Source organism: Rhizobium sp. SL42 (assembly GCF_021729845.1).
GTDB lineage: Bacteria > Pseudomonadota > Alphaproteobacteria > Rhizobiales > Rhizobiaceae > Allorhizobium.
Genome location: NZ_CP063397.1, coordinates 3460752 through 3474758 on the forward strand (window position 1 = coordinate 3460752; position 14007 = coordinate 3474758).

Below are 14007 nucleotides of genomic sequence, written 5' to 3' on the forward strand. Positions count from 1 at the left end.
TCCAGAACAGCCAGCGATTGGTCGCAAATGGCAACGCGCATGGCGATCGGAAACTGTCAAAAATAATGTCGAAATCAACACAATGGATTGGCCATGAGCGACATTACCCCCTCTGCCTTGCCCGAGACTGAAACCCCTTCCGGCGGTTCCGAGCGGCGCCGGCGCAGCGGTGGGCGCGGCAGCGAACGTGTGCGTTCATCGAGCGCATCGAAATACCGCAATCTCGTCAACCGGCTCGCCAAGACCGAACTGCTGGATCCGCAGACGCTGGACGACATCCATGAGGCGTCCCTGACCATTCTTGAGGAAATCGGGATGGACATCATGCTGCCCGAAGCCCGCGCCATGATGAAGGCTGCCGGCGCGACGGTCACCGAAGGTACCGAGCGGGTCCGCTTCGATCGCGGCCTGATCATGGAGCTGATCGCTTCGGCGCCTTCGCAATTCACCATGCATGCGCGCAATCCGGCGCGAAACGTCGAGATCGGCGGCAACAATCTGGTCTTTGCCCAGATCGCATCGGCGCCCTTCGTGGCCGACCGCGAAGGTGGCAGGCGCGCAGGCAACCAGGAAGATTTCCGCAAACTGGTCAAGCTCGCCCAGTCCTACGACATCATCCACACCACCGGCGGTTATCCGGTCGAACCGGTCGACATCCACGCATCCGTCCGCCATCTCGACTGCCTGTCCGACATGGTCAAGCTGACCGACAAGGTGTTTCATTGCTATTCGCTCGGCCAGCAGCGCAATATCGACGGTATCGAGATCGCGCGCATCGGCCGCGGCGTGTCGATGGAGCAACTCGAGCGAGAGCCGTCGATCTTCACCATCATCAACTCGTCCTCGCCGCTGCGCCTCGATGGCCCGATGCTGCAAGGCATCATCGAAATGTCGTCCCGCAACCAGGTTGTCGTCGTAACGCCGTTCACGCTGGCCGGCGCCATGGCGCCCGTGACCATCGCAGGCGCCTTGGTCCAGCAGAATGCCGAAGCGCTTTGCGGAATCGCGTTTACCCAATTGGTACGCAAGGGTGCGCCCGTCATGTATGGCGGCTTTACCTCTAACGTTGACATGAAGAGCGGCGCACCGGCTTTCGGCACGCCGGAATACATGAAGGCCGTCATCGCCGGCGGCCAGCTTGCCCGCCGCTACGGCGTGCCTTACCGCACATCCAACACCAATGCCTCGAACACGCTCGACGCACAGGCGGCCTACGAATCGGCCCTTTCGCTCTGGGCGCTCACCCAAGGTGGCGGGAATTTCATCATGCATTCGGCCGGCTGGAGCGAAGGCGGCCTGACGGCATCCTTCGAGAAATTTATCCTCGATGTCGACATGCTGCAGATGGTCGCTGAATTTCTGACGCCGCTCGATGTGAGCCAGGACGCACTGGCGCTCGATGCCGTGCGCGACGTCGGCCCCGGCGGCCACTATTTCGGCACCGCCCACACGCTTTCCCGCTACGAGAATGCCTTCTATTCGCCGATCCTGTCCGACTGGCGCAATTTCGAGACCTGGACAGATGCAGGCCGTCCGACGACCTACGACCACGCCAACCGCATCTTCAAGGAAACGCTGGCGCGCTACGAGCGCCCGCCGATCGATCCGGCCGTCGAAGAAGAACTCGACGCCTTCGTTGCAAGACGCAAGGAAGAAGGCGGGGTTGCGACGGATTTCTGATCAGCCGGCATCGAGCCCGGTAAGATAGGCCTCGTAGGTCTGGCCCGGCCCGGGTTCGAACCGGTCCGCCAGGACCTTCCAACCCTCGACCCGGTCGAGCCGGAAGTCTCTGAAATCCTGGCGCGTCTCGCACCATGTCGTCATCACCCAGATCGCCCCGAAGGCGCTCAGCGCCAGCGGCCAGACCGTGCGCTGCGTGCGCTCGCCGGCCAGCGAATGATAGGCGATCCACACCTTGCGCCGGGCCGAAAGGGCTTGGCGCACATCGCCGAGGCAATCCGGCGGTTCCGGTTGCGCAGACGCGCGAAACGCATGGATCGGCGCACCGACCAGCCGCTCGGCATGTTCCTTCGGCAAAAGCGCCACCATCTTGTCCTTGGCTTCGCGCGCCGCCTGCCCCAAACGCGGATCACCGAGCATCTCGACGGCGCGAAGGCCGAAAGCCAATGCTTCGAGTTGTTCGAAGGTAAAGGTCAGAGGTGGCGCGTCGAAAGCCTCGCGCAGCATGTAGCCCACGCCGCGCTCGCCCTCGATCGGCGCGCCCGATGCGATCAGATGGTCCATGTCGCGGTAGATGGTGCGCTGGGCGACCTCCATCTTCTCCGCAATTTCGGCGGCCGTCATCGCCCGCCCGGTAGAACGCATTAACTGGATAATCCGGAAAAGACGGTCTGCCGGACGCATGGGAACGCTCCAAATAATGTCTGTGGCCAGAAGGGTGTCAGGAGCAATGTGTTAGGTCAAGCCGCATACACAAACAGGAGGGCAGCTTGACCGGCAACGCATCATCAGAAATCGTCGTCCGCACTGTCGCATCCGGGCCTGTCGCGGAACTGGTGCGTCAGACGGCATTGCAGGACGGCGGACAACACCATGGCTGAAGCACTCAAACACCTGATCGGCGCACGAAACGCAACGGACATCGCCGATGCCCTGTCGAGCGCCTGGACAAAATTCCCGCGCGACGCATTCCTCGCCGATATCCTGCCGCGCATCGAAAGCCTGGAACTCATGCAGCGTGGCCAGTTGATCGCCGACGCCATGTACCTGCATCTGCCCCGGAATTTTGCCGTGGCGGCGCCGATCCTGATGGCTACGCTGCCGGTTGACCGGAGGCCCGGCCTTTCCGGCTGGTCGCTGCTTGCCTTCAACCAGTATATTGCCGCCCATGGTCTGGACCACGTGGAGATATCCCTTGATCTCCTGAAGGCGCTGACGCCGCATTTCACCGCCGAGTTCGGCATCCGGCCTTTCATCCACCGCGAACAGACAAAAGCGCTCTCCATAATCGGTCAATGGGCGGACGATCCGAACCACCATGTCCGCCGCCTTGCCAGCGAAGGCACAAGGCCCCGCCTGCCCTGGGCCATGCGCTTGCCGGCTCTGGTCAAGGATCCTGCCCCTCTCCTGCCGATCCTGACCGCCCTGATCGATGACCCCGAAGACTATGTCCGCCGCTCGGTTGCCAACAGCCTCAACGACATCGCCAAGGATCATCAAGATCTCGTCGCCGATTTTGTCGGGCGCCATCACAAAGGCGCCTCTGCCGAACGGCTCTGGCTGCTCAGGCACGCCTCCCGCACGCTGCTCAAGAAAGGCCACGCAACCGCACTGGCAAATTTCGGCTTCGCCCGGATCGACGGCATCGAGGCGAACCTCCGGCTTGCCGCCCAGCAGGTGAGCTTCCCGGGCGTACTCGATTTCTCCGTCTCGCTCTCCAATAAAACCGGACAATCGCAGTCGCTGATGTTCGACTACGCCATTCATCACCAGAAGAAAGACGGCACGCTGAGCCCCAAGATCTTCAAGGCGAAAAGCCTGACGCTGGCTGCCGGCCAGTCGATGACCTTCGAGCGCCGCCACGCCTTCCGCCCCATCACCACCCGCGTCTACCATCCCGGTGAACACCGGCTGGAAATCCTGGTCAACGGCACCAGCCTTGCTCTGGAAACCTTCATCCTCACGGCATCTGGCGGATCCGCCGATACCGACGCAGCACAATGAAGCTGGCCTGACGCGAGCAAAACCTTCGTACAGGCATCCAGGATGGGTGTGGACATCTACGAGGAATGCCAAGGGAAACCACTAGGTGGCTCCCCTTGGCTGCAAGGCTCGAATTGTGAAAGCTCGCCCTATTCGGCTCTTTTGCGACCCGTTAGCATCGCCCGCACAAGATTTTCACGATGCTCAAGACTGGCCAGAACAACGCCCGTGACATGCAGCAGGATCATGCCCAAGGTCGCGTAAACCAGCGCCTTGTGCGTGCTCTCGACCCATTCGACACCCCAATAAGCATCCGTCGTCATCAGGTAGCCGGTCGTTACAATCCCGGAGATCATCAGCAGCAGTGCGATGACCATCGCGCCACCAGCCGGATTGTGGCCGATAAAGCGCTTGGCCCGTATGTAGACCGAGTCTCTGATGAAACTCGCGATCGTAGACGGACGGTAGATGAAGCTGGCGAACCGCGCATGCTCGCTGCCGATCAGCCCCCAGATGAGCCGAATGGCAACGAGACCACCGATCATATAGCCTGAAATGACGTGGGCATCCTTCCACTCGTCGCCGGTCAGGAAGGAAAAGGTAAACAGCCCCACCAGAGCCCAGTGGAATAGCCGCACGATCGGATCCCAAACCTTGACCATGGGCGGCCACTCGGGCCGACCATTCGTGTCGGTGGAAGCATTGCGCTCCACGCCGCCCATCAGTCTTCGCCGACCTGGGTGCCGGTTTCCGGGTTGAACAGCGCTTCGACCTTGTTGCCGTCCTTGATGCCGTAGACTTCGTAGCAGCCGTTCTCAACCTTGATTTGGCGAACCTCGAAACCAAGCTCGGTGGCCTTGGCCTTCATCGCAGCCTCGCTCAACCACTTGTCCTTGGCGACATCACAGGAAGTGCTGCTTTCGGCACGGGCGATGCCGGCAAACGAAGCTGAGATCAGCAGGGTGGCAACAACAATCTTTTTCATTGATATGGTCCTTCGTTGTTCCGGTCGAGCACCGCGCTTCGAACCGATGGCAAGGACATTAGGTGAGCGGTGCTGAGCGATGGCTGACGACAAATGTCAGCGAAATTTCAGCTTGCCGGTGTTATGACACAGGCATGGAGCAAGCACGCGCACCAAGTCTCAAGAGATTGGCGATGATGATGGCAGGGTCGGCCTTGGCACTGTTGCTGACCTTCGCCGCGCATTCGCCATCCAGCGCCGATGCCGATGCCGATAACCGCCCCTGGCGAGAACAGGAAAACGAACGCCAGCGCATCCGGGATGATGTCGCGCGTGGCGTTACCAAGTCACTTGCAACCCTACGGCAGATTGTCCTTGCCCGCGTCGCAGGACAGATCGTCTCGACCAAACCAGACCGTGACGATGACCGACTGATCTATGAGTTTCGCATCCTGCGCGACGACAACCGTCTGATCGAAGTGGAGGTCGATGCAGCCTCCGGTGCCATTCTGGAAATCGAGAACGAGTAATGCGGATCCTGCTCATCGAAGACGACGCACTGATTGCTCGCGACGTGATTGCGCATCTGGAGCGCGTCGGCTTTGTCGTCGTTCATGAAAGGGATGGTGAATCGGGCTGGTTCACCGGCGACGCAGAGAATTTCGCCGCCGTGATCCTTGATCTCGGGCTTCCCGGCATGGACGGACTGACCGTGCTCAAACGCTGGCGCAGTGCTGCAAGAACGACACCCGTGCTCATCTTGACCGCCCGCGGCAACTGGCAGGAGCGCGTCGAGGGCATCGATGCGGGCGCCGATGACTATCTGACCAAGCCGTTCCAAATGGCCGAACTTCTGGCGAGGCTGCGCGCCATTATCCGCCGCAGTGTCGGGCAGGCCAGTCCTGTCATCGCCCTCGGCAGCATTACCATCGACACTCGAACCAAGGCAGTCGCACGCGACGGCCTGCCGATCGACCTGACGCCACTTGAATATCGCTGCCTGACATTTCTCGCGCATAACCCGGAACGCAATGTGTCGCAGGCGGAACTGACCGAGCAACTCTACAGCCAGGATTTCGACCGCGATAGCAATTCGGTCGAAGTGCTTGTCGGCCGCCTGCGCCGCAAGCTCGGTCGCGATGTCATCACCACGCGCCGCGGCTATGGTTATCGCATCGGCGGTGATCAGGCATGATGCAGTCGATCCGCGGCCGGTTTATACTTGTATCGCTGATCAGCGTCCTGGTTGCGCTTGCCATGGCAAGCCTGGTGATGGTCCTGCTCTTTACCCGCAATCTCGAGGCGCGAGTGGACACGGAGCTGTCCGGCCACATCAACAACATTGCCGGTGCGCTCCGCTTTGCCGGGGACGGAGCCCTTGATCTTCCCGACAGGCCGGTGGATCGCCGTTTCGAAGAGCCCTATGGCGGCCTGTATTGGCAAGTGGAAGACGATGACCGCGCCAGCGAATTGCGCTCGGCCTCACTGTGGGATTTCACCCTGCCCTTGCCGGATGACGTGCAGGAAACCGGGACCATCCATCGATACCAGCTTCCCGGTCCGGAAGGTACGGATCTGATCGTGCAGGAACGCAAGATCATCTTTGCCGCACCCGGCGGAAAACGGGCAATCCGCATCGCGGCGGCCATCAACGCCAGCGTCGTCTCGGATGCCAGCCGCGCCTTTGCCTTCGACATCATTCCCTACATGCTGGCTCTGGCTGCCTTCCTGATCGCCGCCTCGCTCGCCCAGCTGACATTCGGCCTGAAGCCCATTTCCTCCGTCGCCAACGGTCTCGACCGGATAAGGGAACGCAGGGCGGAAAGGCTGGATGGCCGGTATCCGAAGGAATTCAAAGACGTGGTCAGTGCGGTCAACCAACTGCTCGATGCGCAGGCGCAACTTATCGAAAAGGCAAAAAGCCGGGCGGCAGATCTCGCCCACGGTCTGAAAACCCCATTAACCGTCCTCTCCAATGATGCAGCAACGCTTCGCGAACGCGGCGAGGTCGCGATCGCCGATGAGCTTACCCATCTCGCAGGTGTCATGCAGGCCCATGTCGAGCACGAGCTGACAATGAGCCGGATCGCCGCAAATGCCAGCCTGCGCAGGTCGGATGCCAATATCGCGGCTGCGGTGGACTTGATCGTCAAGACGTTGAGACGAACTCCACGCGGTGAACGTCTCAATTGGCACATCGCGGTCCCGCCCGATCTTGCTGTCGGCGTCGATCCCCACGATCTTCAGGAACTGCTGGGCAATATTCTCGACAATTCGGTCAAGTGGAGCAAAACCGAGATTTCCATTGAGGCGAACAGGCACGAGCAGCGCACCCAGCTGATCATCGAGGATGATGGCCCTGGCGCAGATCCGGCTGGGCTGCGCACGATGATGGAACGCGGCACGCGCCTCGATCTTAAAACTCCCGGCACCGGCATCGGCCTTGCGATCGTGCGCGACATCGCGGCGGTTTATGACCTGTCAGTGGAGATTGACAATCGGCCCCATGGCGGCCTGCGCATCCGTATCCTGCTTTGAACCTTTCGCTGCAGCGCAAAACATTTCCTTGACTTTCCACGCAAACTGGCCCATTTGCACGTCAGCTTTCACCTTCCGGCCGCCGCGTGAGCGTGCCCAGCGACAATAGAGACGCGACGAAGGATAAAAGCGCACAGAACGAATGGCGGCACGACCGCCGATGCGCTGGAAAGCTTTTTTCCAACTTGCAAGTTCCCAAATCACGCGGGGTTCTTGACGCCAATGCCAACCGGTTCGCACGATGCGGCCCGGTCAGTGTGCTTTTGGCGCCCCGAAAGGTATGACTTTGACCAATTTCCACGATCTTGGCCTGTCCAAGAATATCGTCGCGACTCTTTCGCATCTCGGTTTTGAAACGCCCACTCCAATCCAGGAAAAGGCAATCCCGCTCGTCCTCGAAGGCCGCGATATCGTCGGCCTCGCCCAGACCGGCACCGGCAAGACGGCCGCTTTTGGCCTGCCGATCATCGAAATGCTGTTGAAGGACGAAAAGCGTCCGGACAACCGCACCACCCGCACCCTCATTCTTGCCCCGACCCGCGAACTGGTAAACCAGATCGGCGACAACCTGCGCAGCTACCTGCGTCGCCTGCCGCTCAAGATCAACCAGGTCGTCGGCGGCGCTTCGATCGGCAAGCAGCAGCTGCAGCTGGAAAAGGGCACCGACATTCTCGTTGCCACTCCGGGCCGCCTGCTCGACCTGATCGCCCGCAACGCGATCTCGCTGCGCGCCGTCAACTACCTCGTCCTCGACGAAGCCGACCAGATGCTCGACCTCGGCTTCATCCACGATCTGCGCAAGATTTCCAAGATGGTTCCGGCCAAGCGCCAGACCCTGCTGTTTTCGGCCACCATGCCGAGCTCCATCGCCGATCTCGCCGCAACCTTCCTGAACAACCCCGCCAAGGTTGCAGTCACGGCCCCGGGCAAGGCTGCCGACAAGGTTGAGCAGCATGTGCACTTCGTCGCCGGCCAGAACGCCAAGACGGAAATGCTGAAGAAGATCCTCGTCGACAATCCCGATGGCCGCTCCATCGTCTTCCTGCGCACCAAGCACGGCGCCGAAAAGCTGATGAAGCATCTGGAAGTCAACGGCTTCTCGGTTGCCTCGATCCATGGCAACAAGAGCCAGGGCCAGCGCGAACGCGCCCTCAAGGGCTTCCGTGACGGCGAAATCCGCACGCTGATCGCCACTGACGTTGCAGCCCGCGGTATCGACATCCCGGCCGTCAGCCACGTCTTCAACTACGATTTGCCGGAAGTGCCGGACGCCTACGTACACCGTATCGGCCGTACCGCCCGCGCGGGTCGCGACGGCATCGCCATCGCGTTCTGCGGTCCCGACGAAGGCCGCCTGCTGCGCGACGTCGAGCGCCTGATGGGCATCGACATTCCGGTTGCCAGCGGCGAAGCACCGACAAACCTCAGCCGTCCTGCGCGTCCGCAGCGTCGTGCCGGCGGCGGCGGCGCTCCCGGCGGTAACCGCAATCACCAGGCCCAGGGCCGCGGCAAGTCCGACGGCGAGAACCGTGGCGGCCCCAAGGCCGACGGTCGTCCGGGCGCCAAGCGCAAGAGCGGCAATGGCGGCAATCGCAACGGTAGCGGCAAGAGCTACGGCCAGGGCAAGCCCCCGGCCCGTTCGGGCACGGCTCCGGGCGGACGTCGCCGCGAAGCCTGAGCTTCACGCGCCTGACCGATTGATACACATATATTGACAGACATGGCGCGGCTTCGGTCGCGCCATTTTTGTTTGGCGCCTTAGCCGGCCGGCACCGCTGCACTCTTGCGGTTGGTGAGATAGACGCCGAGCACGACGATCACTGTACCGACGATCATCGGCATTGTCAGCCTCTCGCCAAAGAGGAGTGCCGCCTCCAGGGCAGCAAGCGGCGGAACGAGATAGATCAGCGAAGCCGCCTTCGACACGTCGCCACGACGAATCAGATAGAGCAGCAGCGCAATCGCACCCATGGAAATGCCGAGCACCGACCAGCCGAGCACGGCAAACAGGCCAAGCCCCCAGCTCACATGCAGGTCTTCAAGCAACAGCGCAGCCGGAACCGTGACGATCAAGGCGCCGACATATTGAAGCGTGGCAACCGCACGCAGATCCACTTCGTGCAGATAGCGCTTCTGATAGATCGTGCCGGCGGTCACGCAGGCCATGGCCAGGACATTGACGGCGACGGCACCGACCGGAATGGCCACGGCATCCAGCGCCAGCACATTTGGCAGAACGGCGATCGCTATGCCGGCAAATCCGAGCAGCAGGCCAAGCCGCTGGCTGCCCGACAGGGCCTCTCCGATAAGATAGGCGGCCGCAATTCCCGTCATCAGCGGCTGCAGGCCGGCAATGATGCCCGACAACGAGGCCGGCACGCCCTGCCCGATCGCCCACCACACCATGCCAAGATAGAAACCGTGCAGAAACATCCCTGACACCACCGCATGGATCAGCGCCGAGCGACTGACAGGCCACCGGACACCGCTCACTCGGCAGACCAGGTAAAACAGCACGGCAGCCACGGCGTAGCGCAAGACCAGGAATGTCAGCGGATCAGCGAACAGGCTCGCATATTTGGCGGCCACCCAGCCGGTAGACCAGAGCAGAACAAAGAGAACAGGCGCAAGGCGGTGAAGTGTCATGCGGCGGGCATCCAGGGGTCAGGGGCTCTCGGGATGCGGCCTGCCCCCGGTCTCGGCTGGTTAACCCCTCGCCGTCAGCTGGTCAAAAGACTTTTGATGCATGCTGCGATGAATTCCGCTGATGCCCGGGAGGAGAAAATATTTCCCTACGGCTTACGGCTAAAATTTAGGCAGAGAAGTCGATCACGTGCGCCCGTGAAGCCAAGCTTCGTCAGGACCACCGGAGGTAGCTGACTGCTCCCTTGCCAAACAACCGCAACTTCCGCCGAAATACTGGGCTTATGCCTCTTTTTAAGGCCGCAGCGATCAGTGGAAATTCTTTCGTCAGAAGCCTGCGCGCTGCTTGCATTGGTAAATGGTCTGTATTCAAATGGCAAAAAAAGGGGATGCGCCATTGGCATTTGACGAAATGATTAAAGCGGATAGCGGTCCGCGGGTTCCCTATCAGAATTACCACGACTGGTATTCCAACCAGGATCCGGCAAGACTGCTGGCGAAGTCCAGAGACGCCGAAAACATCTTCCGCAAGACCGGCATTACCTTTGCCGTTTACGGCCACGAGGACTCCTCGGAAAAGCTCATTCCCTTCGACATCATCCCCCGCATCATATCCGGTCGTGAATGGCGCAAGCTGGCCCAGGGTATCGAGCAGCGCGTCATCGCTCTCAATGCCTTTCTTGACGACATCTACCACAAGCAGGAAATCATTCGCGCCGGCCGTATTCCGCGTGAACTGATCGAGAAGAACGTCACCTTCCTGCCCGAAATGATTGGTTTTCGTCCGCCCGGCGGCGTCTATACCCATATCGTCGGCACAGACATCGTACGCACCGGCGAAGACCAGTTCTTCGTCCTCGAGGACAATGCCCGCACGCCCTCCGGTGTCAGCTACATGCTGGAAAACCGGGAAACGATGATGCAGATGTTCCCCGAACTCTTCCAGCTGAACAAGGTGCAGCGCGTCGAGGATTATCCGCATCTGCTGCGCCAGTCGCTCTCCTCGCTTGCGCCTCCCGGCTGCAAGGGCAAGCCACGCGTCGCGGTACTGACCCCCGGCATCTACAATTCAGCCTATTACGAGCATTCCTTCCTTGCCGACATGATGGGCGTGGAACTGGTCGAGGGCTCGGACCTGCGGGTCATCGACGGCAAGGTGAAGATGCGCACCACGCGCGGCTACGAGGCCATCGACGTGCTCTATCGCCGTGTCGACGACGACTATCTCGATCCGCTGACCTTCCGGCCCGACAGCTGCCTCGGCGTCCCCGGGATCATGGACGTCTATCGCGCCGGCAATATCACCATTGCCAATGCGCCGGGCACCGGCATTTGCGACGACAAGGCCATCTATTCCTACATGCCGGAAATCGTCGAGTTCTATACCGGCCGCAAGGCGCTGCTCGAAAACGTCCCGACCTGGCGCTGTTCGGAGGCCGACAGCCTGAAATACGTGCTGGAGCATCTGGAAGAACTAGTGGTCAAGGAAGTGCACGGTTCCGGTGGCTACGGCATGCTGGTCGGCCCGACCGCATCGAAGCGGGAACGAGCGGTCTTTGCCGAAAAGCTGAAAGCGCGCCCGAACAACTACATCGCCCAGCCGACATTGTCGCTGTCGACGGTGCCGATCTTGGTCAACAAGGGGATCGCGCCCCGCCATGTCGACCTTCGTCCTTATGTCCTCGTCTCCGACAAGGTGCAGATCATTCCCGGCGGTCTGACCCGCGTGGCCCTGAAGCAGGGTTCTCTCGTGGTCAATTCCAGCCAGGGCGGCGGCACCAAGGACACCTGGGTATTGGAGGACTGACATGGTCATGCTCGGAAGAACTGCCAACGGCCTTTTCTGGATGTTTCGCTACATCGAAAGGGCAGAAAACATTGCCCGGATCGTCGATGCCGGCTTGAGGATGTCATTGACCCGCTCGGGTGCCAGCGATGACGACTGGGGTGCGGTGCTGCTCAGCGCCGATGTCCGCGACATCTTCGACAAGCACCATGACAAGGTGACGGCGTCGGACGCGATCGACTTCCTCTTGCGCGACCTGTCCAACCCGTCAAGCGTCATGTCCTGCATTGATTCCGCCCGCAACAATGCCCGCATGGTCCGCACCGCGCTCACCCGCGAGACCTGGGAAGCGATGAACGAATGCTGGATCGAGATGAAGCAGATGCTCGCCCGCAAGCTGAAATCGGCCGACCTGCCGGAAGTGATCGACACGGTCAAGCGACGCGCAGGCCTGATCCGCGGCGCCTTCCACGGCTCGATGCTGCGCAACGAGATCTACAATTTCGCCCGCATCGGCACCTTCATCGAACGCGCCGACAATACCAGCCGCATTCTCGACGTGAAATATTACGTCCTGCTTCCAGCGATCACCCAGGTCGGCTCGTCGCTCGACAACATGCAGTGGGAATCGATCCTGCGCTCGGTCTCGGCCCATCGCTCCTATCGCTGGGTCTATGACGGCGAGTACAAGGCGACCAACATCGCAGACTTTCTCATCCTCAACGGCCAGATGCCTCGCTCGCTTGCCTATTGCTACGACAAGATCGTCAGCAACCTCGGCTATGTCGGCCAGGATTACGGCGAACGGCTGGCTGCCCACGAGACGGCAGAGCGGGTGCGCTCGACATTGCAAAAGACGTCGATCGGCACGATCATGGATCAGGGCCTGCATGAATTCCTCGACAATTTCATCAGCCACAACAACCAGTTGGGTCAGGAAATTACCGAGGGTTACCGCTTTTACAGCTGACGGATCAGGACAAGAAGCATGCGCTTGCGGATCACCCACACCACAGTTTACCGCTATGACGACCCGGTGCAGTATTCGCTGCAAAGGCTGCGGCTGTCGCCGGTCAACGGCCCCGGCCAGACCGTGCTGTCGTGGAATATCAAGGTCGACGGCGCAACGGTCGAGGCAGGCTTCAACGACCAGTTCGGCAACCACACCCACCTTGTTTCCACCGAAGGCGACAGCAAGACGGTGCATATCATCGCCTGCGGCGAGGTGGACACCGAAGACCGCGCCGGCGTCTATGGCCCGCATCAGGGCTATTGCCCCCTCTGGCTCTACCTGCGGGACACGCCGCGGACCAAACCGGGCAAGTTGACGCGCGAACTGGTCAAGAGCCTCGTCGGCGATTCAGAACTTGCCAAGATGCACGACCTGATGGCGAGGTTGAGCCAGGCGGTCGCCTATGAGACCGGTTCAACCGGCACGGAAACCACCGCCGAACAGGCACTGGAAGCAGGCCACGGCGTCTGTCAGGACCACGCGCATGTCTTCATCACCGCCGCCCGCCTGATGAACCTGCCGGCCCGCTACGTTTCGGGCTACCTGATGATGGAAGGCATGACCGACCAGACGGCAACCCATGCCTGGGCCGAAGTCCATATCCAGGGGCTCGGCTGGGTCGGCTTCGATGCCGCCAACAATGTCTGCCCCGACGCTCGTTATGTGCGCATTGCCACCGGCCTGTGCTACGCCGACGCCGCCCCGGTGTCCGGGATGCGGATCGGCCTCGCCGGCGAGGACCTCAACGTCAAGGTGGTGGTCGAAACGAAGGAACAGAGCCAGAGCCAGTCTCAGAGTTGAATCGCCGCAAGGCCGAACCTTCTGAAGGCCAGGCCCGCCGCTAAAATTGCTGCCGCCGCAAGCCCTGCTCCATTCAGCCGTGATTGAATGGGGTCCGAAAGGCGCCGCAACGCGGACGTCCGCAGCAACAGGTCGCATGCATGCTGTTTGGAAAATCGCTGTTCCAGTCGGTGGTCGACCGCCTCGCCGACGAAGCCGAGGCAGAGGTCGAAGCGCCGGAGCCTAGCTTCCGCGTGAACGGCCTGTCGGCCGGTTTTGCCACGGAAAAGATTGAGGCATCTCCCGTCAATGCCGGCCTGCGCCAGGACGCCTATCTATTCCTGATGTCGCAGGATGAACCCACCGAGACGAAGGCGCCGGTCAAGCCGCCGCATCTTGATCGCCTGACGGTGGAGCAGATTGCCGAGGATCTGGGAATTCTGGCCGATGATACGCGCGACATGCTGCAGGAAAGGCGCCGGCTTTTCGCCCGGCACAACCATCCAGACACCGTGCATCCCGATTTCCGTGAGCCGGCCAACACGCGAATGAAGATCGCCAACCTCCTGATCGACGAGGCCCTGCGACGGCTCGACGCTACGGTCTGATTCGCAGCCAGAG

The 14007-nt window shown here is 61.0% G+C and carries 14 protein-coding genes; 10 read left to right on the forward strand and 4 right to left on the reverse strand.

Going from position 1 to position 14007, the window contains the following annotated elements; all coding sequences use genetic code 11:
- The first annotated feature begins 93 nt into the window (after positions 1-93).
- Entirely contained in the window at positions 94-1680 is a 1587-nt protein-coding gene (locus tag IM739_RS16335) for a trimethylamine methyltransferase family protein (RefSeq protein WP_237368747.1), read from the forward strand.
- Here the strand turns inward: IM739_RS16335 and IM739_RS16340 are convergent, their stop codons facing one another.
- Entirely contained in the window at positions 1681-2364 is a 684-nt protein-coding gene (locus IM739_RS16340) for a helix-turn-helix transcriptional regulator (RefSeq protein ID WP_272911322.1), read from the reverse strand.
- Positions 2365-2553: 189 nt separating this feature from the next.
- Between IM739_RS16340 and IM739_RS16345 the strand changes: the two genes are divergently transcribed.
- A complete protein-coding gene (locus IM739_RS16345) occupies positions 2554-3684 on the forward strand; it encodes a DNA alkylation repair protein (RefSeq protein ID WP_237368749.1) in 1131 nt (376 codons plus the stop codon).
- A gap of 128 nt (positions 3685-3812) precedes the next feature.
- On the opposite strand, the gene IM739_RS16350 is transcribed toward IM739_RS16345, so the two are convergent.
- Both IM739_RS16350 and IM739_RS16355 read right to left on the reverse strand, forming a co-directional pair.
- Positions 3813-4385 carry a cytochrome b/b6 domain-containing protein gene (locus IM739_RS16350; protein ID WP_237368750.1) on the reverse strand — a complete coding sequence of 191 codons (573 nt, stop codon included), beginning with the start codon at positions 4383-4385 and terminating at the stop codon, positions 3813-3815.
- A complete protein-coding gene (locus IM739_RS16355) occupies positions 4385-4648 on the reverse strand; it encodes a PepSY domain-containing protein (RefSeq protein WP_237368751.1) in 264 nt (87 codons plus the stop codon). Before IM739_RS16355 ends, IM739_RS16350 begins: the two co-directional genes overlap by 1 nt.
- A 173-nt stretch (positions 4649-4821) precedes the next feature.
- On the opposite strand from IM739_RS16355, the gene IM739_RS16360 reads away from it, so the two are divergent.
- The 4 genes from IM739_RS16360 to IM739_RS16375 all read left to right on the forward strand — a co-directional run bounded on the left by IM739_RS16360 (position 4822) and on the right by IM739_RS16375 (position 8843).
- On the forward strand, positions 4822-5157 hold the full coding sequence (locus IM739_RS16360) for a PepSY domain-containing protein (protein WP_237368752.1): 336 nt from the start codon (positions 4822-4824) through the stop codon (positions 5155-5157).
- Positions 5157-5822 carry a response regulator transcription factor gene (locus IM739_RS16365; protein WP_237368753.1) on the forward strand — a complete coding sequence of 222 codons (666 nt, stop codon included), beginning with the start codon at positions 5157-5159 and terminating at the stop codon, positions 5820-5822. Before IM739_RS16360 ends, IM739_RS16365 begins: the two co-directional genes overlap by 1 nt.
- Entirely contained in the window at positions 5819-7165 is a 1347-nt protein-coding gene (locus IM739_RS16370; RefSeq protein ID WP_237368754.1) for a sensor histidine kinase, read from the forward strand. The genes IM739_RS16365 and IM739_RS16370 overlap by 4 nt, the downstream gene beginning before the upstream one ends.
- A 280-nt stretch (positions 7166-7445) precedes the next feature.
- The gene (locus tag IM739_RS16375) at positions 7446-8843 is read left to right on the forward strand and encodes a DEAD/DEAH box helicase (RefSeq protein ID WP_237368755.1); all 1398 of its coding nucleotides are present in this window, start codon (positions 7446-7448) and stop codon (positions 8841-8843) included.
- 80 nt (positions 8844-8923) lie between these two features.
- Here IM739_RS16375 and IM739_RS16380 read toward each other — a convergent pair whose 3' ends face one another.
- Entirely contained in the window at positions 8924-9811 is an 888-nt protein-coding gene (locus IM739_RS16380; protein ID WP_237368756.1) for a DMT family transporter, read from the reverse strand.
- Between the two features lie 394 nt (positions 9812-10205).
- Here IM739_RS16380 and IM739_RS16385 point away from each other — a divergent pair, with 394 nt between their 5' ends.
- The 4 genes from IM739_RS16385 (at position 10206) to IM739_RS16400 (ending at position 13994) form a co-directional block, all read left to right on the forward strand.
- Positions 10206-11615 (forward strand): circularly permuted type 2 ATP-grasp protein, encoded by a 1410-nt coding sequence (locus IM739_RS16385; RefSeq protein ID WP_237368757.1) that lies wholly within the window; start codon positions 10206-10208, stop codon positions 11613-11615.
- A 7-nt stretch (positions 11616-11622) separates the two neighbouring features.
- Positions 11623-12564, forward strand: a complete 942-nt coding sequence (locus tag IM739_RS16390; protein WP_237371096.1) for an alpha-E domain-containing protein — start codon at positions 11623-11625, stop codon at positions 12562-12564.
- Between the two features lie 18 nt (positions 12565-12582).
- Positions 12583-13407 (forward strand): transglutaminase family protein, encoded by an 825-nt coding sequence (locus IM739_RS16395; RefSeq protein WP_237368758.1) that lies wholly within the window; start codon positions 12583-12585, stop codon positions 13405-13407.
- Between the two features lie 140 nt (positions 13408-13547).
- Positions 13548-13994, forward strand: a complete 447-nt coding sequence (locus tag IM739_RS16400) for a hypothetical protein (protein ID WP_237368759.1) — start codon at positions 13548-13550, stop codon at positions 13992-13994.
- Positions 13995-14007 lie beyond the last annotated feature (13 nt).

Excerpts from the sequence above, each read along its gene's own strand:
- IM739_RS16335 (WP_237368747.1), top strand. The coding sequence starts at position 94 with ATGAGCGACATTACCCCCTCTGCCTTGCCCGAGACTGAAACCCCTTCC.
- IM739_RS16340 (WP_272911322.1), bottom strand. The coding sequence starts at position 2,364 with ATGCGTCCGGCAGACCGTCTTTTCCGGATTATCCAGTTAATGCGTTCT.
- IM739_RS16345 (WP_237368749.1), top strand. The coding sequence starts at position 2,554 with ATGGCTGAAGCACTCAAACACCTGATCGGCGCACGAAACGCAACGGAC.
- IM739_RS16350 (WP_237368750.1), bottom strand. The coding sequence starts at position 4,385 with ATGGGCGGCGTGGAGCGCAATGCTTCCACCGACACGAATGGTCGGCCC.
- IM739_RS16355 (WP_237368751.1), bottom strand. The coding sequence starts at position 4,648 with ATGAAAAAGATTGTTGTTGCCACCCTGCTGATCTCAGCTTCGTTTGCC.
- IM739_RS16360 (WP_237368752.1), top strand. The coding sequence starts at position 4,822 with ATGATGATGGCAGGGTCGGCCTTGGCACTGTTGCTGACCTTCGCCGCG.
- IM739_RS16365 (WP_237368753.1), top strand. The coding sequence starts at position 5,157 with ATGCGGATCCTGCTCATCGAAGACGACGCACTGATTGCTCGCGACGTG.
- IM739_RS16370 (WP_237368754.1), top strand. The coding sequence starts at position 5,819 with ATGATGCAGTCGATCCGCGGCCGGTTTATACTTGTATCGCTGATCAGC.
- IM739_RS16375 (WP_237368755.1), top strand. The coding sequence starts at position 7,446 with ATGACTTTGACCAATTTCCACGATCTTGGCCTGTCCAAGAATATCGTC.
- IM739_RS16380 (WP_237368756.1), bottom strand. The coding sequence starts at position 9,811 with ATGACACTTCACCGCCTTGCGCCTGTTCTCTTTGTTCTGCTCTGGTCT.
- IM739_RS16390 (WP_237371096.1), top strand. The coding sequence starts at position 11,623 with ATGCTCGGAAGAACTGCCAACGGCCTTTTCTGGATGTTTCGCTACATC.
- IM739_RS16395 (WP_237368758.1), top strand. The coding sequence starts at position 12,583 with ATGCGCTTGCGGATCACCCACACCACAGTTTACCGCTATGACGACCCG.
- IM739_RS16400 (WP_237368759.1), top strand. The coding sequence starts at position 13,548 with ATGCTGTTTGGAAAATCGCTGTTCCAGTCGGTGGTCGACCGCCTCGCC.